The sequence below is a fragment of the Cedecea davisae genome, assembly GCF_044095835.1.
GTDB classification, from domain to species: Bacteria; Pseudomonadota; Gammaproteobacteria; order Enterobacterales; family Enterobacteriaceae; genus Cedecea; species Cedecea davisae.
Genome location: NZ_CP172053.1, coordinates 40,997 through 64,581 on the forward strand (window position 1 = coordinate 40,997; position 23,585 = coordinate 64,581).

The following is a 23,585-nucleotide window of genomic DNA, read 5'->3' on the forward strand; positions in this document are numbered from 1 at the left end:
CCTTAACCCGCCGGATTAGACGCCTTGGAACGATTAATCCGGCCTCAACCAAAAGGAAATATCTATGAATCATTTCGGTAGAGCGTCAATTGTTACACCGACCACCCTGTATGTCCAGATCTGCGAGGCGGAAAATCAGCCGCCTAAAAAGCAGGTGCGGATTAAGCGCGGCGAAATCGCACCGGAGGCACTCAGCACCGAAATGCGGGCGCTGGGGAGACATATCGCAAAGTGCCGCAGAAAGGGGCGCTCCGTTCGCATTCCAGCCATGCGCGGAAGCGAGTGGGGGCAGGTGTTACGCACGCTCGAACTGAAGCGCGCATTTAACTGACGGAGGTGCCGCCCCGCAAGGGGCGGCATTTAAGGAGGAAATATGTCTCAACTCAGTTTTGCCAGCTTCTTTGATCAGGCGAGAGAAGCCGCACCAGTAACACCCGCTAAACCCGTATTGCCCACCGTGAATGCGCAGCCGATACCGCACCGGATGATGACAATCGACCAGGCCCGCCGCCAGTTTATCAGCGTGTTCAGGGATACCGCCCGCAGCCTGCGCCGCTGGGAGGTGTTCAGCGACTTTATCACGCTGGCCGCCAGCGAGCTGGATATGGCGCGGATAAGAACGCCGGAGAATATTGAGCAGAGCCGCAAAATCTGCGCGAAGTACAGCGAGAGCGATATCAGCAACCTGCATACGCTCTTCTGCCTGATGGTCTGCGCACTGGAGGCCAAATTCCACGACTTCCTCGGCGCGATCTTCATGGAGCTTGAGCTTGGCGACGACCGCAACGGACAGTATTTCACGCCGTATCACGTCCAGTCACTGCTGGCGAGGCTGCTGATGCCGGACGTCGACGAAACGATACGCCGTGAGGGATTCGTTACCGTCAGCGATCCGGCAAGCGGTGCGGCGGGAATGATTGTGGCGTATGCGGAGTATCTGCTGGAGGCGGGCTATAACCCGTCTGAACATATGTTCGGAAGCTGCATCGATATTGATCCTGTTGCGGCCGATATGGCGTTTATTCAGCTTTCCCTGCTGGGTATTCCTGCCGAGGTGGTCACGGGCAATACGCTGACGATGCAGTTAAACAGGGTGCGGTATACGCCTGTGTACTACATCAACAACTTTGGTAAGCGGCTGGACGATCAGCGCCGTATCAGTGCCATGCGCGAATTTTTGCGCTGTATAAATGACGCTGCATAGCTATCCAGAAGGGCAGGGGAGTGTCCTGCCTTTGGTGGCATCAAAGGCCGCGCGCCTGCGGCGCAGAATAAGCAGGCTGCGCTGACGCGCTGCCTGCGTTATTCCGGCGCGAGGTTGTCTGAAGTTCCTGTCTTTTGGTTAGCTGATTACTATTCTTCATTCTCCTGCTGGCGATGGTCTTTATTATTCTGCCGCTGATATGGATATTATCCTTTCTTTTCCGGGCGTCGTCCCTGAAGGGACACGGCTGTCGTGAACGGAGCCGGTAAACCGTCTCCGCCCTTCGGGCGTCCATCCTGACGCAAATTCAAATTCACGCTTGCTGCATCCAGAATGGATGCGCCGCTTTCACCGTGGCGGTAATAAATTACCTCCACTCTGAAGCCCGTAACGGTAATTCGTCTTACGCCGATTTTCCGTTACGGGATGTGTGCATTCTCCTGGTGTGACTATCGCCCGATTTCATCAGTTCGCGGAGGGCTGTTTTTAGCATCAGACAGAAAGGAAATAAAGGGGTATATAAACGCTGCGCGCCCCTTTATTTCCTTTCTGTCAGCTGCTCATTGCCCTTCGCCGCTCAGTGATGAAGTCGAACGATGTAATAACCCAATGAGGAGAAAATTAGAATGCACACATTAAACGTCAAAACCGCCACTCGTGAATCAGCCGAACAATTTAAAATCGATGAACGCCAGCGCTATTGTGTTACAGATGGCGATGAACGTCTTGATTTTATTCCTGCGCTCTTTTTTACGCCTTCTGCTGATAATATGATTGCCAGCTGGTTACGTCAGCATTCAGATTATGATGGCGGTTTCTGGAATTACTGGATTATTCCGCAGGGCACCGGAGGAAACGTTGCTCCGAACTGTGTCAGATTCACCACGACGCAAACCGGATATATCGCACCGGAAGGTGAACAGCGCTATAACATGGTTATTCCCGGTAATTACTTTGAAGCAGAGGTCAGTGCCGATGCTGCCGGAATTATTGCGACCCTGATGATCATGAACTGGTTGTCCTGGCAGGTTGCAGATATGGGGCCTGAATATTCGAAAGTCTGTAAACACCTCGTCGCTCGTCAGAATGCACTGAAAGACTATATCAGTATCATAAAACACCCTGAAGAATATTTAATTTATCGGGCTATTGATTGACGACATAAATACTGGATGAATAAAAAGACCTCCTGTTGAGGTCTTTTTACTGTTTTGGAAAAGTCTGCGCTGCATTTTTATTCTTCTTTATCGCCCGATATGTTGCCTCGATTTTTCTGGCATAGACATATCTTCTCTGCGCCTGTTCTTCTGTTTTCCGGAAACCTGCATTATATGCCCCTACGGCCTGCCAGCTGACTCCCCACTTTTTGAATGCAATTGCAAGATAGTAAGCCCCGGTGTAGATATTCATACACGGATCGGAAGTAAGGTGCTCAGGTTTTATTCCATAACGAGCCAGTTCGTTAAAGTGCTGGGAGTCCACCTGCATAAGTCCGGAGCCAAAACCCGAAACAGGATTGTAGCCTTTAACGTCTGTGCGGAAGTTCGATTCATTCCAGGATATTGCCCGAAGCAGATCTGGATCTATATGATAATCCCTTCCTGCCAGATCAAAACAATCAGCAGCGTTCAACATTCCAGAAAAAGCCAACGTTAAAAACGTAAGAGCAATCCGTTTCATTTCTTCCCTCCGGGCACCATGCCGGAAATACGTTAACCCATCCCATGCCCAGACTCAACTAATATGCACTCCTCGCCACCAAAAGCACCACACCCCACGCAAAATTAAAATTTTGCTGATTGGCTATTTAAATCATGCAGTTAGAGAAAAAGTAATGTGAAATAATTTATTTTAATGTGTGTAAACGACTCGGTAGTGAGTTCTATTCGACTCGGTAAAAACTCTACTCAGAGTTATTTGTGACTATTTTTAATAAATCCATTGAGTTATGACTACGGCGAATCTATATTCGAGTCGTGAATTTTTACAGTGTGTGTCGGCATGCAAGTCGTCTGTCTTCTGGCTGAGAGTCTGTGCCGAGTCGTGCATTTTTAGCTTTTCAAAATATTCTGATGTACAGAAGTTTTGGAAATATAAATAAGGAGAAAATTATGGCCAGAGTTCAGGTCTATGTAAGCGATGAAGTGTCAGAGAAAATAAGAGTAATCGCTGAAAAACGTCGCGCTGAAGGAGCGAGAGATAAAGATGTAAGTTTTTCGAGCATTGCATCAATGCTGGTCGAACTTGGTCTTCGGGTCTATGAAGCGCAAATGGAAAGAAAAGAGTCTTCCTTTAATCAGGCGCTCTATAATAAAACTATCCTTGAAAATGTAATGAAAACTCAATTTATTGTCAGCAAGCTCCTGGCGATGGAGTCGCTGAGTCCGCATCTCGCAGGAAATGAAAAATTTGATTTCAGGGATATGGTTACGTGTATACGTGAAGATGTGCAACAGATTGTTGAAAAATTCTTCCCACAGGAGGAAGAGTCTCAAGGTAATTAGCTGAAAATGTTTGATAAATAAGATTTAGATCTGCTGTTTTTGAGTGACTTTGTCGTCAGTAATTGATATATTTTATGCAGACATAAGTAAAATTTGATGCCCGCCATTCAATTTGGCGGGTCGCCGGTACACCGGGCTACTACCCCGAGTGTACCGACTATACACAGAAACCTTCAGAGGAGGCTTCAATGCACCCGCGCGATCCTAGAGATCTCTCCCAATCAAGTCAATCATTAGATGATGTTCTAAGTCATTTTGATGGCCTTTATAATTCCTCATCACTACCTTTTTGTATTCGTGATCAATCCAGAAAAGTAATTTATAAAAATGATGCTTTTTCCGATCTCTTCCATCCACTTTCGAAATCATTTTCAGGTATAAGCTTCGATTCTGACGAGATTGAACTCGAACTATCCTCTATTGAATTAGAGGCATTTGTTATGGGACCTGAAACAGCACTATGTCGTACATTTAACTTTAACGGTGAGTTTTATCAATTGAGAGTCGAAATACGTTTAATTGATGGGGATCTTTATGCTGTATGGCTTATAAATTATTTTCCAGATTACCAGGCTTTATTCAAGGTAAACACTAAGGTACTGAATGACGGCTTTGATGTGGACATATTTCTTTCTGAAATGACAACGAAAAAAATGATTACGTTATGTTTTTCTGTTCTCGGGTTTCAGCTTCATACTATGTCGAGGTGCCTTGGGGTTTCTGAATCTGCGATTACTAATAGGCTTGCTAGTGTTAAAAAAGAAATTAGAAAGCATTTCCCTGATTATGATGACTTCAGATTCTTTTGCCTGAAGAATGGTGTTTATATAAGAATGACGTCAGTAGTACTCAAGGTACTTAATGTTAAATCTTCGTTAATAAAATAGTGTAGAAATCTCGGTATTGAATAAATTGTATTCCACGTGTCACTATCCTGACGCAGGAATATGTTGAGAGGGAAAACATGATTAGACGTCACAGGCTTCGTGGCCCAACGGTAACTATGTCGATCTACCTTGACCCACAAACCGATCTTCTTATTTTAAAGGCGAAGGACAGAAGTGGTCGTTCTAAATCAGCTGAAGCACTGATTCGGTTACGTGACCACCTGGAAAAATTCCCTGATTTCTATAACTCTGAAATGGCGGAGGTGATCCCAAACAATCTTGAACCCAAGTCACAAAACTAGTTTTTTAGGATTTTTATTTCAACAAATCTATCCGGTGTAATTAAAGGATTAATGAATATGACTGATGTGTCTGTTATTAACGCTGTACCCGCGACCCCTGCCAAGAAAAAATTCAGCAAAGTCGCGTTACTCAAAGCGCTGAAGTTTGCCCTGCCTGTCGCAGCCCTTGCTGCGTTTTTCCCTGAAACGGTTCTTGCCTCGACTGCGGGTAAAGATCTGATGTCCAGCGGCGATGCAACCGTTAAAGGAACATTTGGTAAAGATTCCAGCGTGGTTAAGTGGGTTATTCTTGCTGAAGTTCTGGTGGGCGCCGTGATGTATATGACGACCAAGAACCTCAAGTTCCTGGCGGGCTTTGCGATCCTGTCCGTATTCGTCACGGTAGGTATGTCTGTCGCAGGATACTGATATCCAGCGACAGCCGTTCAGAGCCACTTCCGACTATTAAATTCCGGTTTAATTCTGAATGCCCTTCACGAGCATTCACGGGATGGCTTTGCCTGTAATCCGGCTGGCAGGTATTTCCATACTGCCAGCTGTACCGGAGACGGAACATATATGGCAGATGAATCTCTCAAAAAATATCGCTTTCCCGAAACCCTGACGAATCAGAGTCGCTGGTTTGGCCTTCCTGTGGATGAGCTTATTCCGGCCATTGTCTGCCTGGGGTGGGGATTCTGGACCCAGCATTATATTCCCGGAATTATCGCTGCCGTACTGGCCTATCTCGGAATTAAAAAGCTCAAGAAAGGGCGGGGCAGTTCATGGCTGCGGGACCTGGTCTACTGGTATATGCCGACCTCAATGCTGAGGGGGATTTTTCATGATGTACCCGACTCATGCTACCGCCAGTGGATTAAATAGACAGGAATAATCAGATGGAACACGGAGCACGATTAAGTACACAGCGGGTTATTGCCATCGGCTTTATTGCCATGGGGGTGGTTATTCTGGGAAGCATCACCACCAATGTTATTCAGGCCGTCAACAACTACCGCCTTCAGAATGAGCAGAAGTCTATCGTCACGCCAATGCTTTTCAACGCGCCGTTTGCCGTGTCGCAGAACCAGGCGGATGCCTCCTACCTGCAGCAGATGGCCCTGTCGCTTATCGCCCTTCGCCTGAATGTCACCCCGGAGACCGTTGATGCCTCTCATGAGCAGCTGCTGGCCTATGTCAAACCCGCAGCGCAGAACGAGCTGAAAATCAGGCTTGCCGAGGATGCGAAGCGCATTAAGGACAACAACGTCAACTCGTCTTTCTATATGACCAGCGTGAAGGTATATCCGGCAAGCAGCCGCGTGGACGTGCGCGGTCAGCTGAAGACCTGGATAGGCGACTCGAAACCGTATCCCGAGCTGAAACAGTACGTTCTCAAGTTCGAGCGCGAGGACGGCATCAGCTGGCTCAGTCACTTCGGAGAAATCACCGATGAACAAAAATAGTCGCCGTGCGCTGCTGGCGTTGCTGATGCTCGCTTCCGGTCAGACGGTCGCCGCACCCGCTGCGCTCTCTGCCACGATTGTTCCGCTGACGAACGGCGGACAGGCCAGCATCGCGGTCAGCAACACCGACCCGAACCTTTTTACGGTCGCAGGTGACCGCGTGACGGCCCTGACCAGCCTCGACGGTGAGCTGACGCGTCAGGAACAGACGGCAAGCGGCGGTGTGATTGTCAGCACCCTCAACAAAAAGCCCTTTACGTTCATTCTGGAAACCGAACGCGGCCTCAACTTCTCGGTACAGGCTGTGCCGCGAGCGGGCGCTGGGCGAACCATCCAGCTGGTCAGCGAGCTGTCCGGCACGGGCGAAGCGGCGCGCACCTGGGAAGAGTCCTCCCCTTACGAGGCCACGCTGGTTTCCCTGAGCCAGCATCTGCTGGGCGGGCAGCTTCCATCCGGCTGGCAGGCCATTCCCGTCACGCATGAAGCCCTCAACGCGCCCGCCGGACTATCAGCAGTCCCCGAGCGCGTCTGGGTGGGTAATCACCTTAAGGTGGTGCGCTATCGCGTCACCAACAATACCGGGATGGCCCGCAATATCGCGGAAAGCGACTTCTGGCAGAGCGGCATTCGCGGCGTGCTGTTCGGTGAAGCCTCGCGTCAGCTGATGGCGGGTGGTGCCCTGCAGGTCTTCATTATCAGCAGCGGAGGTGCGGCTGATGGCCAGCATTAATTCAGTGGTGAAGCGCAAGCAGTTTATCTGGCTGGGTATCGTGCTGGCGACCGTGGGCGTGGTGGGTGGCGGCGGCTGGTATCTGGCGGATGCACGCTACGAGGGCAGCAGCGATGCGGCAGCCGCCGGCGAGCCTGCACCCGATATGACCGGGGTGGTGGACAGTACCTTTGATCAGAAGGTGCAGCAGCATGCCACGACCGAGATGCAGGCTACCGCCTCCGAAATGCAGAAGCAGTATGCCGAAATGCGCCGCGAGCTTGAGCTGCTCAGCAAGGGGCAGGCAGGCTACCAGCACCAGATTGACAAACTCAGCCAGGATAATGCGGCGCTTTCCGCTCAGGTCAGCGCGCTGGGGGTGAAACCCGTCACCGCATCGGGTGAGCCGGCCCCGCAGCCGCCAGTGCCTGCGCCGGGGCCTGAAGGTGAGCCGCAGCCGACCGGTTTCCCGCCGCAGACGGGGGCCGTCCCGCCGCCGACCGCGTTCTATCCTGGTAACGGCGTAACGCCGCCGTCACAGGTACAGTACCAGCCCATCCCCGTGCCCAACCAGCTGCGCCGTCAGTCTTTTGCCCGCAGCGACGAGAGCAAAGGTCCGTCCCTGCCGTACATCCCGTCGGGCAGCTTCGCCAAATCAATGCTGATTGAGGGGGCTGACGCCAACGCCTCCGTAACCGGTAACGAGTCCACGGTGCCGATGCAGCTGCGCATTACCGGCAGCGTGGAAATGCCCAACAGCAAAAGCTACGACCTCACCGGCTGCTTTATCGGTCTTGAGGCCTGGGGCGACGTGTCCAGCGAGCGCGCCATCGTACGCACCCGCAACATCAGCTGCCTGAAGCACGGCGTCACTATCGACCAGCCCATTGCCGGACACGTGAGCTTCCGGGGTAAAAACGGCATCAAGGGTGAGGTGGTGATGCGAAACGGCAAAATCCTCGGCTGGGCATGGGGCGCGGGTTTTGTTGACGGCATCGGTCAGGGCGTGCAGACCGCGTCCCAGCCTTCGGTCGGACTCGGCGCCACGGCATCCCTCGGCGCGGGTGACGTGATGAAGATGGGGATTGGCGGAGGTGTCTCCAAAGCCGCTCAGACCCTCAGCGACTACTACATCAAACGCGCAGAGCAGTACCACCCCGTCATCCCGATTGGGGCGGGTAACGAAGTGACCGTTGTCTTTCAGGACGGTTTTCAGCTGAAAACCATTGAAGAGCTGGCGCTCGATAATGACAGACGCAAAGCGGAGAGCGATGAACGCAGTCCGGTTCCGCCGCCGTCAGTCCCGCAGGGCGGCATGAACGGGTTCAGTACCGACCAGATGCTCAACCAGCTGGGCAGGCTTAACCAGAGCCAGTTTATGCCGAAGGCCGACTCACAGTAACCCCACGTAAAGGAACCGCAAATGAACAAGACAGTGCCTGTTGCGCTCACGCTGGCCAGTCTCCTGACGCTGTCGGGATGTGCCGGTACAACGAGCGATTTTGAGTGTAACGCGACGACATCCGATACCTGCATGACCATCGAGCAGGCCAATGAGAAAGCTAAACGACTGGAGGAGGCCAGCACGGTAAAGCCGGGTGCGACATCGCTGCCACGCCTGGCTGAGGGAAATTTCCGGACCCGGTCCGTGCAGCCCCTGACGCTGCCGGCTGAACCGGTGCATGCCGTCGCATCCAGAAATACACCGCTGACGGGTACGCCGACTCTCCCCCGCCCGCAGCCGTACTCAGCCTCACGGGCGCCGCTCTCCACGATCACGCCGGTTATTGCGCCGCCGCCAGGGCGCGAGTCCATCGTGGACCCGAGGCCGCTTCGCGTCGGTGAAAAGACGGCCGGGCTGTGGATCGCGCCCTATATCGATACGCAGGACGTTTATCACCAGCCGACGCGGGTGTTTTTTGTTGTGAAACCCTCAGCGTGGGGAACCCCGCGCGTTAACTGAAACCTGAACCGCCACCGCGTGTGGCACCCATTTTAACAATCTGTCGTTATCACGCGTGCCCTGAAACGTGAAAAGGGATGGGCGGTAGCGTGCCCGGACAGTGTGAGCAGGGAGCGTTGATGGCAGACGAACTCGATCTCCTGCAGGAGCAGGACGAATTGCTGAACCAGCTTCATATACAGGCCGCGAGGCAGCGGTCCTGCCTGGAGGGCAAAAGCCGTAAACGGTGCGAATGCTGTGGCAATCGCATCCCCCTCAGGCGGCAGCAGGCCATCCCGGGCGTACGTACCTGTACGGAATGCCAGCGGGTTCTGGAAATACGACAAAAACAGTATCTGAGGTGACCGATGGGAAGAAGAAAAACCAATGTGATGGTCGTGGGGAAAACCGGTAGCGGTAAGACAGCCATCAGCGTTGATGTTATGCGGACCTTTTTATCAGAACGACAACTCCGCGACTGGCGTGAATTACGCAAAGACATTCAGAACGATGGCAAAAAACCAGGAGACGAACATCATGACAACCAGGGATAACGGTGGTCAGGGGAAAACCCGTCACCTTAACGATATTACGGCCTGCTGCGAGGCGCAGGGGATGCGTGTCATCTGTGTTAATGCTGTAGAGCGTGACTTCTGGCTTTCAGCGTCTCAGCAGAGCGCTCCCGCCCTCGACGGGAAGGCTGGGATTTCTCAACACATAATGCAACGCCAGCGTGGGCACTGTCTGTTCCTGGGTAGAGCAGGCTCAGGTATGAGCGTAACAAAACAGCAGATGACCCGGTTTTTCCTGGCGAAGTCTGACGTCAGCCGGATTAAAGCGCTGTACAGCGGAGAGGACGGGGAGAGGCTGGCGGAGGCTATCAGACACAACTGCAGCGTCTGGTTTCCGCTGAATCCCGGAGGTAACGGGAATGATGCTTAAGCTTCTGTCCGTCCTGCTGTATTGCCTTCGATGGCTTGCTTGGGCTTTTCACTATCTGATTATCTGGCCTGCCGCCACGCTGATGCTGCTGGTTGCCATGCTTTTGTGGATGGAGAACACCACGCCCGGAGAGGCGATGGCGCAGGAAATTATGGCCGTCACGCATAACGTCAGCAGTGGCGAGTTTCGTATTGCGGCCTGCCGCGATGAACCTTTAGACCCCTTTATACCTCCAGCCCCGCAGGGCAAGTCCTCCGGCCTCACTCTGCATGACGCTCCCTCAGCCGTCTGCCATGACCGGGGCAGCGTCGTCACCGATGCTAAAGGATATGCCGGTCATGTTGACGGAGCGCTGAGTGCGTTTAAGTTGCTGTGGATTGTGATGGCCATTGTGTTTTCAGGGGCGGCGCTGCTTATGGGATGCCGTCCGTATTTCTGCCTGTACGGTCAGATGCGCTCAGCGCGTTTTCGCTACGGTATCCCTGCCAGCCGCCCGGCCCCTGCGACGGAAACGGTAAAAACGGCCGACAATAAAAAGGAGGATAACCGTGAGTAATCCACTGGATACCGTCACCCGCACGGTCAACTCGCTGTTGACGGCCCTGAAGATGCCCGATGCGTCCTCTGAGGCGAACGATGTCCTCGGGCAGATGCGCTTCCCGCAGTTCAGCCGCGTGCTGCCGTACCGCGACTACGATGCGGAAACCGGCCTCTTCATGAACGAGAAGACGATGGGCTTTATGCTCGAGGCGCAGCCCATCAACGGCGCCAACGAAACTATCGTGTCGTCGCTGGAAAACCTGATGCGCACCAAGCTGCCCCGCGAGGTGCCGGTGGCCGTTCACCTGGTGTCCAGCCATCTGGTGGGTCAGGATATCGAGTATGGCCTGCGCGAGCTCTCATGGACGGGGGAAAAGGCCGATACGTTCAACGCCATCACCCGCGCCTACTATCTCAGGGCCGCAGAAGAAGGGTTCCCGCTACCCGATCACCTCAACCTGCCGCTGACCCTGCGTAACTACCGGGTGTACATCTCCTGCTGCGTCCCCCGCAAGCGCGGGAGCAAGGCCAGCGTAATGGAGATGGAGAACCAGGTGAAAATCATCCGCGCTTCGCTGCAGGGGGCGCAGATAGCCACCCGCAGCGTGGACGCGGATGCCTTTATCCGCATTGCGGGCGAAATGATTAACCATAACCCGGATGCGCTGTATCCCACCGAACGGGAACTGGACCCGCTCAAGGATCTGAACTACCAGTGCGTGGACGATACCTTTGACCTGAAGGTGAAGGCCGACTACATGACGCTGGGGCTGCGCGGTAACGGTTGCAACAGCACCGCGCGCATCATGAACTTCCAGCTGACTAAAAATCCGGAGCTGGCCTTCCTCTGGAATATGGCCGACAACTACAGCAACCTTCTAAACCCGGAACTGTCCGTTTCGTGCCCGTTTATCCTGACGCTGGTTCTCAGCGTGGAAGACCAGGTAAAGGCGCAGAACGAGGCCAACCTGAAGTTCATGGATCTTGAGAAGAAGTCCAAGACCAGCTACGCCAAGTTCTTCCCGGGCGTGGCGCAGGAGGCGAAAGAGTGGGGCGATCTGCGCCAGCGCCTGTCGTCCGGGCAGTCCTCGCTGGTGAGCTATTTTCTGAACGTGACCCTCTTCTGCCGCGATGACCAGGAAACCGCGCTGAAGGTCGAGCAGGACGTGCTGAACAGCTTCCGTAAAAATGGCTTCGAGCTGATTTCCCCGCGCTTTAACCATATGCGCAATTTTCTCGTGAACCTGCCGTTTATGGCGGGCGGCGGCCTCTTTAAGCAGCTGCGCGAGTCCGGCGTGGTGCAGCGCGCCGAGAGCTTTAATGTCGCCAATCTGATGCCGGTGGTGGCGGACAGCCCGCTTGCCACTTCCGGCCTGCTGGCACCGACCTACCGCAACCAGCTGGCATTTATCGACCTGTTCAGCCGCGGCATGGGCAACACCAACTTCAATATGGCGGTCTGTGGCACCTCCGGCGCGGGGAAAACCGGGCTTATCCAGCCCCTGATACGCAGCGTCATCGACTCCGGCGGCTTCGCCGTGGTGTTCGACATGGGCGACGGCTACAAGTCACTTTGTGAGAACATGGGCGGTGTCTACCTCGACGGCGAGACGCTGAAGTTTAACCCGTTCGCTAACGTCACCGACGATACCATCGATGAGATGGCCGAACGCCTGCGGGACCAGCTGTCCGTGATGGCCAGCCCCAACGGCAACCTGGACGAGGTGCACGAAGGTCTGCTGCTCAAGGCGGTGAAGGCCACCTGGCTTACGAAGAAAAACCAGGCGCGCATTGACGACGTGGTGGACTACCTGATGATGGCCCGCGACAGCGAAGAATACAGCGGATCGCCGACCATCCGCAGCCGCCTCGATGAGATGGTGGTGCTGCTGACCCAGTACACCCGTGACGGGGTGTACGGCAGCTACTTCAACTCCGACGAGCCGTCCCTGAAGGACGAGGCCCGGATGGTGGTGCTTGAACTCGGCGGGCTGGAGGACAGGCCGTCCCTTCTGGTGGCGGTGATGTTCTCGCTCATTCTCTACATTGAGAACCGCATGTACCGTACGCCGCGCAGCCTGAAGAAGCTCAACGTGATAGACGAAGGCTGGCGCCTGCTGGACTTCAAAAATAATAAGGTCGGGGCGTTTATCGAGAAGGGCTACCGAACCGCCCGCCGCCATACCGGTTCGTACATCACCATTACGCAGAACATCGTCGATTTTGACTCGGAAACGGCCTCCAGCGCCGCCCGCGCGGCATGGGGTAACTCGTCCTACAAAATTATCCTCAAGCAGTCCGCCAAAGAGTTCGCCAAGTACAACCAGCTGTACCCGGACCAGTATTCGCAGCTGCAGCGCGACATGATTAAAGGTTTCGGCAGCGCGAAGGACAACTGGTTCAGCAGCTTTATGCTGTCGGTTGAGCACCTGACGTCCTGGCATCGCCTGTTCGTCGATCCGCTCAGCCGGGCAATGTACTCCTCGGACGGTCCGGACTTTGAGTTTCTGCAGCAGCGACGCCGGGAGGGGCTGAGTATTCACGAAGCCGTCTGGGAGCTGGCGTGGAAAAAATCCGGGCCGGAAATGGCCGCGCTGGAGCGCTGGCTTCACGAGCATGAAGGGAAGACCATCTAATGAAAAAACACGTACTCATTAACGCCGCGCTGATTGCCGGCACGCTGGCAGCGAACGCAGGCGTCAGCTGGCTGGTCTGCCAGCTTAACCGTCCTGTGGTTGTGGCCTTCAACATGAAATCCACGGTGGATGCCTTCTTTGACAGCGCCGGTCGCCGTTCGCTGGACGAGGCGCAGACAAAAGCACTCTCAGACCGCTTTAACGCGTCACTGGAGGCCAGCCTCCGGGACTGGCAGATCCGCCATCGTGCCCTCATCCTTGTCGCACCTGCCGTGGTGCAGGGGGCGCCGGATATCACGCGTGAAATCCAGACTGACGTGGCCCGCCGGATGAAGGAGGGGGCGTGATGCGCGCCCTTGCCCTGGGCCTGACGCTGCTGACCGGCAGCGTGACGGCCGCTGACCTCGGGACGTGGGGCGATCTCTGGCCGGTGGCGGAGCCGGATATGCTGACCGTTATCGAAAGCCGGCTGCAGACGCTGGCGCAGTCCGGCGAGATGGACAAAAAGATGGCGGAGTTTAAGGCGCGCGTGGTGCGCAACAGCCAGCGCCCGCCTGCCGTTGAGGGAATAACCCGCGCGGTGCGCTACGAGCGGCGCTGGTTTGACCCGAGCGTGCGGGTGGACAAGGCGCTTGCCGACGACAGGGGCAACGTGTTTGCTCAGGCCGGGCAGGTCTTTAATCCGCTTGATGTGGTGCCGTTTAACGAAACCCTGCTGTTTATCAACGGCGACGATGCGGAGCAGCTCGCGTGGGTACAGCGACAGAAGCCTGACACCCTGATCACCCGCATCATTCTGGTTCAGGGCAACATTCCGCAGACGTCGGAGAAGCTCGACAGCCGCATTTTCTTCGACCAGAACGGGGTGCTGACCGCCCGGTTCGGCATAAGCCAGGTGCCGGCGCGGGTAACGGCGGCACCCAGCGGAAAGCGCCTGCAGGTGGAAATCATTCCGCCCGATATGGCGCAGCATGACGCGGGAGGTGTCCGGTGAAAATGCTGACCGTCTCTCTGTTCGGGCTGCTTCTGTGGGGTAACAGCCACATGGCGGCGGCGGACGCCGCCTGCGAAGGGCGCTTCGTCAATCCGATCACCGATATCTGCTGGCGCTGCATGTTTCCCCTGTCGCTCGGCAGCACAAAAGTCACGGGCGGGGATTTACCGGACACGTCCAATCCCGGCAGCCCGATACAGTTTTGTCCCATGCCACCCCCGGTATTTCAGCGCGTCGGCCTGGCAATAGGGTACTGGGAGCCGATGGCCATGACCGATGTGGCGCGTTCTCCAGGCTGCATGGTGAACCTCGGCGGATTTACCGTTAATCTCGGGAAAATGGGGATGGGCACCGCCAAAAAAGATGACAAACAGGTCAATGGCGCGTTCTACCATGTGCACTGGTACAAATATCCGCTGACGTACTGGCTCAATATCATCACCTCTCTCGGGTGCCTGCAGGGCGGGGACCTGGATATCGGATACCTGTCTGAAATCGACCCAACATGGGGGGACAGCGCCCTGACCTCCATTCTGAATCCGGAGGCGGTCATTTTTGCCAACCCCATCGCGCAGGGCGCATGTGCGGCCGACGCGATAGCCAGTGCGGTAAATAAGCCTCTCGACCCGCTGTTCTGGTGCGCTGGCTCGCAGGGCTCGATGTATCCCTTTAACGGCTGGGTGAGCAATGAGTCCAGCCCCCTGCAGTCTTCCGTTCTGGTCAGTGAGCGCATGGCGTTCAAGCTTCACCGACAGGGCCAGATACTGGAGAGCGTGGGGGCGGACCGCGCGGTCTGCTTCGAATACCCGTCTCCCATTATCCCGAAAGAGCGCTGGCGCTATCAGATGGTGAACATGTTCCCGGATGCGGCGCAGTGCCATCCCTTCGGCCGCACCGTCATGCGCTGGGAAACGGGGCGTAACCCGCCGAACACGAAGAAAAACTACGGCTATCTGCTCTGGCGCAAGCGCAACTGCGTCTTCCTCTGAGAAAAAGGAAACTTCCATGAAAACTCTGTCCGGTCTGACGGCGGCGCTGCTGCTGTCAGCATACTGTTGCACTGCGCTGGCGTCAGGGGCTGATGAGGCGAACCGCGAGTTTATTCGTCAGCAGGAGTCTTTCAGCCAGCAGCTGAGGGGGCAGGACAACGCGCCGCTGCGCCAGATGCTGGAGCAGCAGGTGCGCCAGAACCCTCTTTCAGCAGACGACGCCCGTTTTATCGGGGAGCTGAAACAGCGCCAGCGCGAGGACCAGCAGGATAAACCGACGCACGGCGCGCTCTATTTCGTCTCTTTTGCCATCCCGCAGGCGGGGCTTAAGCGCATGCTGACCGAGGCGCGCCGCTACGACATTCCCGCCACCCTGCGGGGCATGGTCAACAACGACATGAAAACGACGGCAACCGCCGTGATGGCACTTGTTCAGGACGGTTCAGCCAGCGGCGTCGCCATCGATCCCACCCGCTTTCGCGAATACGGGATCGCCAGTGTGCCTTCACTGGTGGTGTACTGCGAACGTGGCCATGACGTTATCCGTGGCAATCTTCATCTGAAGCAGGCGCTGGAAAAGGTGGTGGAGAAGGGCGAGTGCAGGGATGAAGCGCAACAGTTGCTTAATAAAGGAGAGGCCAGATGAAAAGAGCAATACTGATGCCGGTGCTGGCTATCGCCACCACGATGGCGGGCGTGAATGCATTTGCTGATGCTGACGCGCAGTACAGGGCGGGGGCTGATTTTGCCCGTCAGGTACAGGGGCAGGGGGAGAGCAGCCTGAAAAACTGTAACCCCTCAGCGTCTATCCCCAACTATACCGCCTCACCCGGTGAGAAGAAGTACTATGGCGGCGTGACGGCGACCGGTGATGGTGCGCTGAAAGCGGACGGTACCACGGGCTGGACTACTAATGAGGCCACAAAGGCCGTCACCGACTCGTTTGTTAACAACCCGAAGGAGCCCATTTCACCCGACGCGCCGTTTATTAAGGCCAGCCAGGATGTTCAGTCCCGCGCCGATACCATCATCGGCAAAACGGGGCAGACGCAGTGCGAAGCGCAGAACATCAGCCGCAGCGAGTTCACCAACTATACCTGTGAGCGCGACCTGCTGGTTGAGCAGGCCTGTACCAGGACAGCCAGTATCACCGGTGACTGGAAGGAAACCACTGAGACTAAAACCTACACCATCACTTCATTTAATTTTAGTCGATCCGGCAAGCAAATCGTCTTCAGTTTTACCTCTCCTGAGGCGGGTATGGTGAACAGTGCCAGCCTGAATGTCACCACACAAAATTATCTCTGGAATTCCCGCGCTAATTTTATGAATACCATATTCAATCTTGGCTGGAATGCCACTATTGGCCTCACAGGAGCAACGGGGTTGACTCTGACTAAAGGTCAAACCGTACAGGGTAGTAGCTGCAGCGGAAACGGCAGTTGTACGGGGGCGGTCGACAATATTATTTATAACGATATGGCCAGCGGAAAAACGCGTTTTACTCTGACTCTAATCATGCAGGTTAAAAGCCGGGTCTGGATACCCAGAGTGGAATGGGGTGAATCCTGTCCGTTTAGCAAAAGCGAAGGTACGCTCAAGAAAACAGAGTGTATTGAACCGGGCAGTACTAAGACTGTCGTGGTTGAGGGCAAGCCCTACCAGGTTACCCAGGCATGCTGGAAGTACAAAGACACATATATGACCCAGGCTGCTGACAATGGCACCTGCAAAACCTATATGAACAATCCGGCCTGTACGCTTGCCTCACGCACCTGCGCCTTCACTGCAGAAGACGGCAGCGGCTGCCTGCATGAATACGCGACGTACTCCTGTGAAACGCGTACTTCCGGCCAGGTGATGATATGTGGCGGCGATACCTTCTGTCTCGATGGGGACTGTGAGCGGGCGCAGAACGGTAAAAACAACGATTTTGCACCTGTCGTTTCGGCACTCGCCGCGCTGGCCGCTGCGGGCAAGGACGTAGCAGCCATTAACAGCGTTGACGTACGCGCCTTTACCGGCAGCGCGAAATTCTGCAAGAAGTTTGCGGCAGGATTCAGCAACTGCTGTAAAGACGGCGGCTGGGGCCAGGACGTCGGGCTTGCCAGGTGCAGCAGCGAGGAGAAAGCGCTGGGCAAGGCCAAAGAGAATAAGCTCACGGTCAGTATCGGTGAGTTCTGTTCAAAAAAAGTGCTCGGCGTCTGTCTGGAGAAGAAGCGCAGCTACTGTCAGTTTGACTCTAAGCTTGCCCAGATTGTGCAGCAGCAGGGACGTAACGGTCAGCTTCACGTCGGCTTTGGCAAGGCCAGCAGCCCGGACTGTCGCGGCATCACCCAGACCGAGCTGCAGCAAATTAATTTTGAAGCGCTCGACTTCTCGAACTTTTTCGACGATCTGCAAAAGAACAAGAAAATCCCGGATAACGACACCCTGACGAAGCGCGTCCGAGAGGAAATCGCCGCGCAGCTGAAGAACAAACAGTAAGCCACTCATCACTCACTCAGGACTCTCCATCATGAAAATTAAAGGATTTACTGGACGCCTTATCATCAGCCTGATTGTCGCCTCACCGGTGCTTTACTGGTGCGGGAATATCGTTGATGAAACATCGCGCATCGATGTGTTTTTTATGGCGCTGATGGTTGCGCTTTTCGTGGCGGGAGTTCTGCTGGCGTGGCTGTTAAACCCGCTTTTCAAACGATAACCGACCTGCTTCGGGATAAGGAAGGTTCCAGTGAAAATGAGAAAGACGGCGTTAGCGCTGCTGCTTCTTGGCAGCGTTTTTTCCGCCACAGGAAAAGATGCCGGCTGGCAGTGGTACAACGAATCGCACAGAACGCCGGAGGACGACAAATCCTCTTCAACACAGCCTCAGCAGGCCTCGCCGGACATCATGGAGAAGCTTGCCACGCTTCAGCAGGCCACGAAGCGCGCCATGTACGAGGCCATTCTGTATCCGGGCGTGGAGAACTTTACCCGCTACTTCCGCCTGCAGAACTACTGGACGCAGCAGGCCGGGCTGTTCTCGATGAGCGCTAAAAAGGCGATGCTCGAACACCCCGAGCTCGACTACAACCTGCAGCACAGCCACTACAACGGTACCGTGCGCAACCAGCTGGCGGCGGACTTTGCCGACCAGCGCCGCGCCATTGAAACGCTGGCACAGCGCTATGGCGTGATGTTCTTCTACCGCGGACAGGACCCGATCGACGGCCAGCTGGTTCAGGTCATTAAAAACTTCCGCGAAACGTATCACCTCAGCGTCATTCCGGTCTCCGTGGACGGTATCGTGAATCCACTCCTGCCGGATACCCGAATGGACGGTGGACAGGCCAGCCGGCTGGGTATTCGTTACTTCCCGGCGCTGATGCTGGCTGACCCTAAAAGCGGGACGGTCAAACCCGTCTCGTATGGCTTTATCAGCCAGGATGACCTGGCGAAGCAGTTCCTCAACGTTTCCACAGATTTTGCCCCCAACTTTTAATACAGGGAGAGTTCGCATGCGTAAATTCCGTTTTCGCCTGCCTGAGTTCGATGTGCCCGGATTATGGGTGCTGAGCCTCGGGATATGGTTTCACATTGTTTCCCGCCTGGTCCGGCGCGAGCCGGAGATGGCCATTCTTCTGGCGCAGATAATCGGCGTATCGATGGTGCTCTGGGGGGGCTACCGCATTATCAACCGCTGGATTGATGCTGCCCGTGAGGCCGAAAAGGCCCGTGATGCCGGAGGATGCCGACATGAACCTTAGACATACCGTGTTTACCGTGGCGCTCATGACCCTCAGCCTGGCCACACAGGCTTCCACAATGGACGAGATCAAATCGTTATGGCATCCACAGGGGGCGCGAGCGTCGGGATCTCTGCCAACATCCCCGGAAGACCCTGAAGCTAAGCCACTTCCGGCGAAGCAGCCGGTCTGGTACCGCCTCAGCAACGGGCGCCAGGTCAATCTGGCCGACTGGAAGGTCGTGCTGTTTATGCAGGGACACTGCCCGTACTGCCACCAGTTTGATCCGGTCCTGAAGTCGCTGTCGGCACGGGTGGGGTTTGGGGTGATGGCCTACACCATCGACGGTCAGGGGGATGCGTCCTTTCCCGATGCGCTGCCCGCGCCGCCGGAGGTAATGAAAACCTTTTTCCCTAACCTGCCCGTGGCCACGCCAACCACCTTTCTCGTCAACGTAAACACCCTTGAAGCCCTGCCCCTGCTGCAGGGCGCGACCGACGAACAGGGCTTTATGGCCCGAATGGATACGGTCCTTCAGATGCGCGGAGTGAAATGATGATAAACCTGTTCAGACACCGCAGTCTTCTGGGCTGCATGCTTCTCGTCTGTTCAACAACCGTTAGTGCGGACGTGAACAGCGACATGAACACCTTCTTTAATAAGCTGGGCTTTGACTCCAATACCAGCCAGCCACAGGTCTGGCAGGGGCAGGCCGCTGGCTACGCCACGGGTGGCTCACTATATGCCCGTACGCAGGTGAAAACCGTCCAGCTTATCTCCATGACGCTGCCCGACATCAACGCCGGCTGCGGCGGTATCGATGCCTATCTGGGCTCCTTCAGCTTTATTAACAGCGATCAGCTGCAGCGTTTCGCCAAGCAGATTATGTCCAATGCGGCCGGATACTTCTTCGATCTGGCGCTGCAGACTACGGTACCGGAAATCAAGACTGCTAAAGACTTCCTGCAGAAGATGGCCAGCGACATTAACAGCATGAACCTCAGCTCCTGCCAGGCGGCGCAGGGGATTGTCGGCGGTCTGTTTCCGCGCACCCAGGTCTCCCAGCAGAAGGTCTGCCAGGACATTGCCGGCGAGAGCAACATGTTTGCGGACTGGGCTGCATCCCGCCAGGGCTGTACGGTAGGGGGCAGTATGGATAAGGTCCGTGATAAGGCCAGTGATAAGGATAAAGAGCGCATCACGAAGAATATCAATGTCATCTGGAATGCGCTCGGCAAGAACCGCATGTTTGACGGGAATAAAGAGCTTAAGGAGTTCATCATGACCCTGACCGGAACAATGGTCTTTGATGAGAAGGGTAATATAACCCCGCTTCCGGCCAGAACGACCGATCGCGACCTTATTCGGGCCATGATGGAGGGGGGGACTGCACGGGTGTATCACTGTAATGACAGCGATAAATGTCTGAAGGTGGTTGCCGATGCTAATGTCACGATCAGCCAGAAAAATGCACTGAAAAATCAGATAAAAGACATCCTTTCCAGCATTCAGAATAAAGCCGTTGCCGATCTAAAGTTAACCGAGAAAGAGAAGGGATTTATCACAAGTACTACCATCCCGGTCTTCAAGTACCTGGTTGATCCCCAGATGCTGGGTGTTTCTAACAGCCTCGTTTATCAGCTAACCGATTATATCGGCTACGACATTCTGCTCCAGTACATCCAGGAGCTGGTCCAGCAGGCCCGTGCAATGGTGGCAACGGGAAACTATGACCAGGCCGTTATCGACAGCATCAATAATAACCTTAACGAAGCCACGCGACAGATAGCCTCCTTCCAGGCACAGGTGCAGGTACAGCAGGACGCGCTTCTGGTTGTTGACCGCCAGATGAGCTACATGCGCCAGCAGGTCTCGGCACGCATGCTGCAGCGCTACCAGAACAACTATCACTTCGGGGGGGCGCGCTGATGCAGGAAATCTATGTCATTGCGGGCGGCGACTGGCTGACGCAGACGCTGAATGCCATCGTCACGTTCATGTCGACGGAGAACTGGGTTGTTATTCGGCGTATTGCGACGGCTTTCTCTGTGCTGGTTGTCGCTATTTCGTGGATACGACGGCACAACATCATGGATATGCTGGGCTGGGCGGGCGTTATCGTACTGATGTCGCTACTGGTCAGCGTTCGCACCTCCGTACAAATAATCGATATCAGTAATCAGACAAAGGTCTATAAAGTCGATAACGTGCCCGTCGGGCTGGCTCTGCCTGCATCGCTGACGACCAAAATCGGATATGCCCTTGTTCAGGGGTACGAAATGGTCTTTTCACAGCCCGACAGCATCACCTACAGCAAAACCGGCATGATATTTGGGGCGAATCTGGTTTCACGCAGTACGGACTTTTTATCACAGAACCCAGAGATAACGACGATATTCACGGACTATGTGCAGAACTGCGTGATGGGCGATATTTTCCTGAACGGAAAATATACCATGGAAGAGCTGATGAACAGCGCAGACCCGTATACGCTGATTTTCTCAAAGCCGAGTCCGCTGAGAGGGATATTCAACAACAATAATCAGTTTTTAACCTGTGAAGAAGCCGCTGCGGTAATTAAGCCAAAGCTTGCCCTGGATACTCAGACCGGAGGAAAAACCTGGAGTTACTACGTGCGTCAGCTTTTTGGCGGACGTCCGAATCCTGACATTTTGTTCAGCCAGATGATCGGGGACAGCTATAACTATTTCTATGGGGCCGGTCAGAGCGCCGCGTCGATTGTCCGTCAGAATGTGACGATGAACGCGCTGCGAAACGGTATTATGAGCTACGCCGCCCGCAACGGTGATACCTCAAGCCTGCTGAATATCGCCACTACGTCATCGATGGAGAAGCAGCGGCTGGCGCATGCGACGGTCGGCCAGGTGGCATTACGCTCACTTCCTATGTCTCAGACGTTGATTGTCGGTCTGACCATCGGAATATTCCCCCTGATGGTGCTGGGCGGGATGTTTAACGCCGTCACCCTTAATGTGCTGAAGGGGTACGTGCTGGCTATCATGTGGGTGCAGAGCTGGCCACTGCTTTACGCCATCCTCAACAGCTGCATGACCTTCTATGCGAAGGCCAACGGTTCACCAGTGGTTCTCTCGGAGTTGTCACAGGTGCAGATAAAATACTCAGACCTCGCTACCACGGCAGGCTATCTGTCGATGCTTATCCCGCCACTGGCATGGGGAATGCTGAAGGGACTGGGGGCGGGGTTCTCAAATCTCTACAGCCATTTGGCCTCTTCCGCTATCAGCCCTGCAGCCACTGCTGCCTCTGGTGCTGTTGATGGTAACTACTCCTACGCTAACATGCAGACAGAAAATGTGAGTGGTTTTAACTGGAATACCAATAGCTCAACAGTATTTGGACAAATGAGCCAACAGTTGGCTAACGGAGCCAGTTCGACGCAAATGCGTGATGGTAGTGTAGTGACAGATTCCAGTGGTGCTACGTCACGTATTCCTATGAGTATCAACATGACTCGTCAGATTGCAACCGCACAGCAGGCAATGGCCCGCGAGGCACAAACCCAGTCAGAGAGTGCATTGCATGGATATAACAGTAGTTTGAGTAGCGCATGGAATACGCTTAGTCAGTTTGGCTCAAACCGTGGTAGCAGTAATTCAATGACCAGTGGCGCAGACAGCACTATGAGTGCTCAGGATTCTATGATGGCCAGCAGGATGCGCAGCGCAGTAGAAAGCTATGCGAAAGGGCATAATATTAGTAATGAACAGGCCACTCAAGAGTTAGCGTCAAGGAGCACCAGAGCGTCACTCGGATTGTATGGTGATGCACATGCTAAAGGAAGTATGGGGCTGAATGTGCTGGGTACCGGAGGAGGGGTAGGGTTTCAGGCAGGAGTTAAGGCGGGAGTTGATTTTTCCGATGACGATATGCACCAAGCAACAAATAGCTCTCGAGCTAGCCATGATGCTCGACATGATATGGATGCTAAAGCAACCCAGGACTTTAAGGAGGCGAGTGATTACTTTACTAGCCGTAAAGTCAGTGAATCTGGGAGCCATACGGACAATAATGCGGCTTCCCGAGCAGATCAACTTTCGGCATCGTTGAACTCAGCAAAACAGAGCTATGATCAGTACACCACAAGTCAGGCTCGTAGCCATGAATATGCTGAAATGGCGTCTCGTACAGAAAGTATGAGTGGTCAAATGAGCGAGGATCTAAATCAGCAGTTTGCCCAGTATGTCCGTAAACATGCACCTCAAGATGCAGATACATTGCTTACTAATACCAGCTCAGCAGAAATCGCAGGAAAACGTCGGGAACTGGCTTGGGGATTTGTTCAGGAGCAGGTACAACCGAGCGTTGATGCATCATATTCAGCAGCTAAAGGAAATGTTGGCCATGGTATGGGGGCCATTTCTGGTGGCGGTGGAAATAGCGATGTTATTGCCGATCACCAGTCTCATCAGGCTACTATCGAACAACGTACACAGGACAGCGGAATTCAGAATAATGTAAAAGACCAAGTTGATAATATGCTCACAACATCGAGAGAGAATATAGCCGATACTAAAGGAGGAATACGCGATGAAGAAGGCAGCATAAATCAACAGTATTCTGATCTGCAAAAACATCATAATTCAGAGCAATCTTCGCAAATGAATACGTATAATAAGGAAAAGGAGTCTCAAGAACGAGTGCCGGGGGCTGACAGTCCTGAAGAACTGATGAAGAAGGCAAAAGAATATCAAGATAAATATAAGCAGTAACAGGATGCC

Annotated in this window: 29 protein-coding genes; 28 read left to right on the forward strand and 1 reads right to left on the reverse strand. The window is 54.4% G+C overall.

The annotated features are described in order from the left end of the window. Window positions 1-64 precede the first annotated feature (64 nt). The 3 genes from ACG1VR_RS00245 (at window position 65) to ACG1VR_RS00255 (ending at window position 2,361) form a co-directional block, all read left to right on the forward strand. Window positions 65-331 (forward strand): hypothetical protein, encoded by a 267-nt coding sequence (locus ACG1VR_RS00245; RefSeq protein ID WP_395488811.1) that lies wholly within the window; start codon window positions 65-67, stop codon window positions 329-331. A gap of 42 nt (window positions 332-373) precedes the next feature. After that, on the forward strand, window positions 374-1,204 hold the full coding sequence (locus ACG1VR_RS00250; protein WP_395488812.1) for an N-6 DNA methylase: 831 nt from the start codon (window positions 374-376) through the stop codon (window positions 1,202-1,204). A gap of 626 nt (window positions 1,205-1,830) precedes the next feature. Next, window positions 1,831-2,361, forward strand: coding sequence for an antirestriction protein (locus ACG1VR_RS00255; protein WP_395488813.1), 531 nt, complete (start codon window positions 1,831-1,833; stop codon window positions 2,359-2,361). A 46-nt stretch (window positions 2,362-2,407) separates the two neighbouring features. Here ACG1VR_RS00255 and ACG1VR_RS00260 read toward each other — a convergent pair whose 3' ends face one another. Beyond that, complete coding sequence (locus tag ACG1VR_RS00260; protein ID WP_395488814.1) at window positions 2,408-2,884, reverse strand: transglycosylase SLT domain-containing protein; 477 nt, start codon at window positions 2,882-2,884, stop codon at window positions 2,408-2,410. Between the two features lie 431 nt (window positions 2,885-3,315). Between ACG1VR_RS00260 and traM the strand changes: the two genes are divergently transcribed. The 25 genes from traM to traG all read left to right on the forward strand — a co-directional run bounded on the left by traM (window position 3,316) and on the right by traG (window position 23,576). After that, on the forward strand, window positions 3,316-3,708 hold the full coding sequence (gene traM / locus ACG1VR_RS00265; protein WP_395488815.1) for a conjugal transfer relaxosome DNA-binding protein TraM: 393 nt from the start codon (window positions 3,316-3,318) through the stop codon (window positions 3,706-3,708). A gap of 188 nt (window positions 3,709-3,896) precedes the next feature. Beyond that, the gene (locus ACG1VR_RS00270) at window positions 3,897-4,595 is read left to right on the forward strand and encodes a PAS fold family protein (protein ID WP_395488816.1); all 699 of its coding nucleotides are present in this window, start codon (window positions 3,897-3,899) and stop codon (window positions 4,593-4,595) included. A gap of 77 nt (window positions 4,596-4,672) precedes the next feature. Beyond that, window positions 4,673-4,897 carry a TraY domain-containing protein gene (locus tag ACG1VR_RS00275; RefSeq protein ID WP_008324165.1) on the forward strand — a complete coding sequence of 75 codons (225 nt, stop codon included), beginning with the start codon at window positions 4,673-4,675 and terminating at the stop codon, window positions 4,895-4,897. A 57-nt stretch (window positions 4,898-4,954) separates the two neighbouring features. Then, window positions 4,955-5,305 carry a type IV conjugative transfer system pilin TraA gene (gene traA / locus ACG1VR_RS00280; protein WP_058610053.1) on the forward strand — a complete coding sequence of 117 codons (351 nt, stop codon included), beginning with the start codon at window positions 4,955-4,957 and terminating at the stop codon, window positions 5,303-5,305. Between the two features lie 150 nt (window positions 5,306-5,455). Further along, the gene (gene traL, locus ACG1VR_RS00285) at window positions 5,456-5,761 is read left to right on the forward strand and encodes a type IV conjugative transfer system protein TraL (protein WP_395488817.1); all 306 of its coding nucleotides are present in this window, start codon (window positions 5,456-5,458) and stop codon (window positions 5,759-5,761) included. Between the two features lie 14 nt (window positions 5,762-5,775). Continuing rightward, complete coding sequence (gene traE / locus ACG1VR_RS00290) at window positions 5,776-6,342, forward strand: type IV conjugative transfer system protein TraE (RefSeq protein WP_025759824.1); 567 nt, start codon at window positions 5,776-5,778, stop codon at window positions 6,340-6,342. Further along, a complete protein-coding gene (gene traK / locus ACG1VR_RS00295) occupies window positions 6,329-7,072 on the forward strand; it encodes a type-F conjugative transfer system secretin TraK (RefSeq protein WP_011201807.1) in 744 nt (247 codons plus the stop codon). The genes traE and traK overlap by 14 nt, the downstream gene beginning before the upstream one ends. After that, window positions 7,059-8,453 carry an F-type conjugal transfer pilus assembly protein TraB gene (traB, locus tag ACG1VR_RS00300; protein WP_395488818.1) on the forward strand — a complete coding sequence of 465 codons (1,395 nt, stop codon included), beginning with the start codon at window positions 7,059-7,061 and terminating at the stop codon, window positions 8,451-8,453. The genes traK and traB overlap by 14 nt, the downstream gene beginning before the upstream one ends. 21 nt (window positions 8,454-8,474) lie before the next feature. Further along, a complete protein-coding gene (gene traV, locus ACG1VR_RS00305; protein WP_395488819.1) occupies window positions 8,475-9,014 on the forward strand; it encodes a type IV conjugative transfer system lipoprotein TraV in 540 nt (179 codons plus the stop codon). A 119-nt stretch (window positions 9,015-9,133) separates the two neighbouring features. Then, complete coding sequence (locus tag ACG1VR_RS00310; RefSeq protein WP_016674195.1) at window positions 9,134-9,358, forward strand: TraR/DksA C4-type zinc finger protein; 225 nt, start codon at window positions 9,134-9,136, stop codon at window positions 9,356-9,358. A 3-nt stretch (window positions 9,359-9,361) separates the two neighbouring features. Beyond that, on the forward strand, window positions 9,362-9,547 hold the full coding sequence (locus ACG1VR_RS00315) for a hypothetical protein (RefSeq protein ID WP_016674194.1): 186 nt from the start codon (window positions 9,362-9,364) through the stop codon (window positions 9,545-9,547). After that, complete coding sequence (locus tag ACG1VR_RS00320; protein ID WP_395488820.1) at window positions 9,531-9,935, forward strand: hypothetical protein; 405 nt, start codon at window positions 9,531-9,533, stop codon at window positions 9,933-9,935. Before ACG1VR_RS00315 ends, ACG1VR_RS00320 begins: the two co-directional genes overlap by 17 nt. Further along, on the forward strand, window positions 9,925-10,491 hold the full coding sequence (gene traP / locus ACG1VR_RS00325) for a conjugal transfer pilus-stabilizing protein TraP (RefSeq protein WP_395488821.1): 567 nt from the start codon (window positions 9,925-9,927) through the stop codon (window positions 10,489-10,491). The genes ACG1VR_RS00320 and traP overlap by 11 nt, the downstream gene beginning before the upstream one ends. Continuing rightward, a complete protein-coding gene (gene traC, locus ACG1VR_RS00330) occupies window positions 10,484-13,111 on the forward strand; it encodes a type IV secretion system protein TraC (protein ID WP_395488822.1) in 2,628 nt (875 codons plus the stop codon). The genes traP and traC overlap by 8 nt, the downstream gene beginning before the upstream one ends. Then, window positions 13,111-13,458 (forward strand): type-F conjugative transfer system protein TrbI, encoded by a 348-nt coding sequence (gene trbI / locus ACG1VR_RS00335; protein WP_395488823.1) that lies wholly within the window; start codon window positions 13,111-13,113, stop codon window positions 13,456-13,458. Before traC ends, trbI begins: the two co-directional genes overlap by 1 nt. Then, window positions 13,458-14,105 (forward strand): type-F conjugative transfer system protein TraW, encoded by a 648-nt coding sequence (gene traW / locus ACG1VR_RS00340; protein WP_008324132.1) that lies wholly within the window; start codon window positions 13,458-13,460, stop codon window positions 14,103-14,105. The genes trbI and traW overlap by 1 nt, the downstream gene beginning before the upstream one ends. Window positions 14,106-14,107: 2 nt before the next feature. Further along, window positions 14,108-15,094, forward strand: a complete 987-nt coding sequence (gene traU, locus ACG1VR_RS00345) for a conjugal transfer pilus assembly protein TraU (RefSeq protein ID WP_032637387.1) — start codon at window positions 14,108-14,110, stop codon at window positions 15,092-15,094. Between the two features lie 16 nt (window positions 15,095-15,110). Next, the gene (trbC, locus tag ACG1VR_RS00350) at window positions 15,111-15,740 is read left to right on the forward strand and encodes a type-F conjugative transfer system pilin assembly protein TrbC (protein ID WP_395488824.1); all 630 of its coding nucleotides are present in this window, start codon (window positions 15,111-15,113) and stop codon (window positions 15,738-15,740) included. Next, the gene (gene traN, locus ACG1VR_RS00355) at window positions 15,737-17,581 is read left to right on the forward strand and encodes a type-F conjugative transfer system mating-pair stabilization protein TraN (RefSeq protein WP_395488825.1); all 1,845 of its coding nucleotides are present in this window, start codon (window positions 15,737-15,739) and stop codon (window positions 17,579-17,581) included. Before trbC ends, traN begins: the two co-directional genes overlap by 4 nt. Window positions 17,582-17,612: 31 nt before the next feature. Then, window positions 17,613-17,801, forward strand: coding sequence for a conjugal transfer protein TrbE (gene trbE, locus ACG1VR_RS00360; RefSeq protein ID WP_025759809.1), 189 nt, complete (start codon window positions 17,613-17,615; stop codon window positions 17,799-17,801). A 36-nt stretch (window positions 17,802-17,837) separates the two neighbouring features. Next, window positions 17,838-18,581, forward strand: a complete 744-nt coding sequence (traF, locus tag ACG1VR_RS00365) for a type-F conjugative transfer system pilin assembly protein TraF (RefSeq protein WP_193771662.1) — start codon at window positions 17,838-17,840, stop codon at window positions 18,579-18,581. A gap of 16 nt (window positions 18,582-18,597) precedes the next feature. Beyond that, complete coding sequence (gene traQ / locus ACG1VR_RS00370; protein ID WP_011901838.1) at window positions 18,598-18,846, forward strand: type-F conjugative transfer system pilin chaperone TraQ; 249 nt, start codon at window positions 18,598-18,600, stop codon at window positions 18,844-18,846. Next, on the forward strand, window positions 18,836-19,381 hold the full coding sequence (gene trbB / locus ACG1VR_RS00375) for a type-F conjugative transfer system pilin assembly thiol-disulfide isomerase TrbB (protein ID WP_060446834.1): 546 nt from the start codon (window positions 18,836-18,838) through the stop codon (window positions 19,379-19,381). Before traQ ends, trbB begins: the two co-directional genes overlap by 11 nt. A gap of 38 nt (window positions 19,382-19,419) precedes the next feature. Next, window positions 19,420-20,754: a conjugal transfer pilus assembly protein TraH gene (traH, locus tag ACG1VR_RS00380; RefSeq protein ID WP_230199841.1), complete on the forward strand. Its 1,335-nt coding sequence runs from the start codon at window positions 19,420-19,422 to the stop codon at window positions 20,752-20,754. Continuing rightward, window positions 20,754-23,576, forward strand: coding sequence for a conjugal transfer mating-pair stabilization protein TraG (gene traG / locus ACG1VR_RS00385; RefSeq protein ID WP_395488826.1), 2,823 nt, complete (start codon window positions 20,754-20,756; stop codon window positions 23,574-23,576). Before traH ends, traG begins: the two co-directional genes overlap by 1 nt. The last annotated feature ends 9 nt before the right edge of the window (window positions 23,577-23,585 follow it).

What these genes read in the sequence shown, in the direction of transcription:
- ACG1VR_RS00245 (WP_395488811.1), top strand. Translation starts at nt 65, where the DNA reads ATGAATCATTTCGGTAGAGCGTCAATTGTTACACCGACCACCCTGTAT.
- ACG1VR_RS00250 (WP_395488812.1), top strand. Translation starts at nt 374, where the DNA reads ATGTCTCAACTCAGTTTTGCCAGCTTCTTTGATCAGGCGAGAGAAGCC.
- ACG1VR_RS00255 (WP_395488813.1), top strand. Translation starts at nt 1,831, where the DNA reads ATGCACACATTAAACGTCAAAACCGCCACTCGTGAATCAGCCGAACAA.
- ACG1VR_RS00260 (WP_395488814.1), bottom strand. Translation starts at nt 2,884, where the DNA reads ATGAAACGGATTGCTCTTACGTTTTTAACGTTGGCTTTTTCTGGAATG.
- traM (WP_395488815.1), top strand. Translation starts at nt 3,316, where the DNA reads ATGGCCAGAGTTCAGGTCTATGTAAGCGATGAAGTGTCAGAGAAAATA.
- ACG1VR_RS00270 (WP_395488816.1), top strand. Translation starts at nt 3,897, where the DNA reads ATGCACCCGCGCGATCCTAGAGATCTCTCCCAATCAAGTCAATCATTA.
- ACG1VR_RS00275 (WP_008324165.1), top strand. Translation starts at nt 4,673, where the DNA reads ATGATTAGACGTCACAGGCTTCGTGGCCCAACGGTAACTATGTCGATC.
- traA (WP_058610053.1), top strand. Translation starts at nt 4,955, where the DNA reads ATGACTGATGTGTCTGTTATTAACGCTGTACCCGCGACCCCTGCCAAG.
- traL (WP_395488817.1), top strand. Translation starts at nt 5,456, where the DNA reads ATGGCAGATGAATCTCTCAAAAAATATCGCTTTCCCGAAACCCTGACG.
- traE (WP_025759824.1), top strand. Translation starts at nt 5,776, where the DNA reads ATGGAACACGGAGCACGATTAAGTACACAGCGGGTTATTGCCATCGGC.
- traK (WP_011201807.1), top strand. Translation starts at nt 6,329, where the DNA reads ATGAACAAAAATAGTCGCCGTGCGCTGCTGGCGTTGCTGATGCTCGCT.
- traB (WP_395488818.1), top strand. Translation starts at nt 7,059, where the DNA reads ATGGCCAGCATTAATTCAGTGGTGAAGCGCAAGCAGTTTATCTGGCTG.
- traV (WP_395488819.1), top strand. Translation starts at nt 8,475, where the DNA reads ATGAACAAGACAGTGCCTGTTGCGCTCACGCTGGCCAGTCTCCTGACG.
- ACG1VR_RS00310 (WP_016674195.1), top strand. Translation starts at nt 9,134, where the DNA reads ATGGCAGACGAACTCGATCTCCTGCAGGAGCAGGACGAATTGCTGAAC.
- ACG1VR_RS00315 (WP_016674194.1), top strand. Translation starts at nt 9,362, where the DNA reads ATGGGAAGAAGAAAAACCAATGTGATGGTCGTGGGGAAAACCGGTAGC.
- ACG1VR_RS00320 (WP_395488820.1), top strand. Translation starts at nt 9,531, where the DNA reads ATGACAACCAGGGATAACGGTGGTCAGGGGAAAACCCGTCACCTTAAC.
- traP (WP_395488821.1), top strand. Translation starts at nt 9,925, where the DNA reads ATGATGCTTAAGCTTCTGTCCGTCCTGCTGTATTGCCTTCGATGGCTT.
- trbI (WP_395488823.1), top strand. Translation starts at nt 13,111, where the DNA reads ATGAAAAAACACGTACTCATTAACGCCGCGCTGATTGCCGGCACGCTG.
- traW (WP_008324132.1), top strand. Translation starts at nt 13,458, where the DNA reads ATGCGCGCCCTTGCCCTGGGCCTGACGCTGCTGACCGGCAGCGTGACG.
- traU (WP_032637387.1), top strand. Translation starts at nt 14,108, where the DNA reads ATGCTGACCGTCTCTCTGTTCGGGCTGCTTCTGTGGGGTAACAGCCAC.
- trbC (WP_395488824.1), top strand. Translation starts at nt 15,111, where the DNA reads ATGAAAACTCTGTCCGGTCTGACGGCGGCGCTGCTGCTGTCAGCATAC.
- traN (WP_395488825.1), top strand. Translation starts at nt 15,737, where the DNA reads ATGAAAAGAGCAATACTGATGCCGGTGCTGGCTATCGCCACCACGATG.
- trbE (WP_025759809.1), top strand. Translation starts at nt 17,613, where the DNA reads ATGAAAATTAAAGGATTTACTGGACGCCTTATCATCAGCCTGATTGTC.
- traF (WP_193771662.1), top strand. Translation starts at nt 17,838, where the DNA reads ATGAGAAAGACGGCGTTAGCGCTGCTGCTTCTTGGCAGCGTTTTTTCC.
- traQ (WP_011901838.1), top strand. Translation starts at nt 18,598, where the DNA reads ATGCGTAAATTCCGTTTTCGCCTGCCTGAGTTCGATGTGCCCGGATTA.
- trbB (WP_060446834.1), top strand. Translation starts at nt 18,836, where the DNA reads ATGAACCTTAGACATACCGTGTTTACCGTGGCGCTCATGACCCTCAGC.
- traH (WP_230199841.1), top strand. Translation starts at nt 19,420, where the DNA reads ATGCTTCTCGTCTGTTCAACAACCGTTAGTGCGGACGTGAACAGCGAC.
- traG (WP_395488826.1), top strand. Translation starts at nt 20,754, where the DNA reads ATGCAGGAAATCTATGTCATTGCGGGCGGCGACTGGCTGACGCAGACG.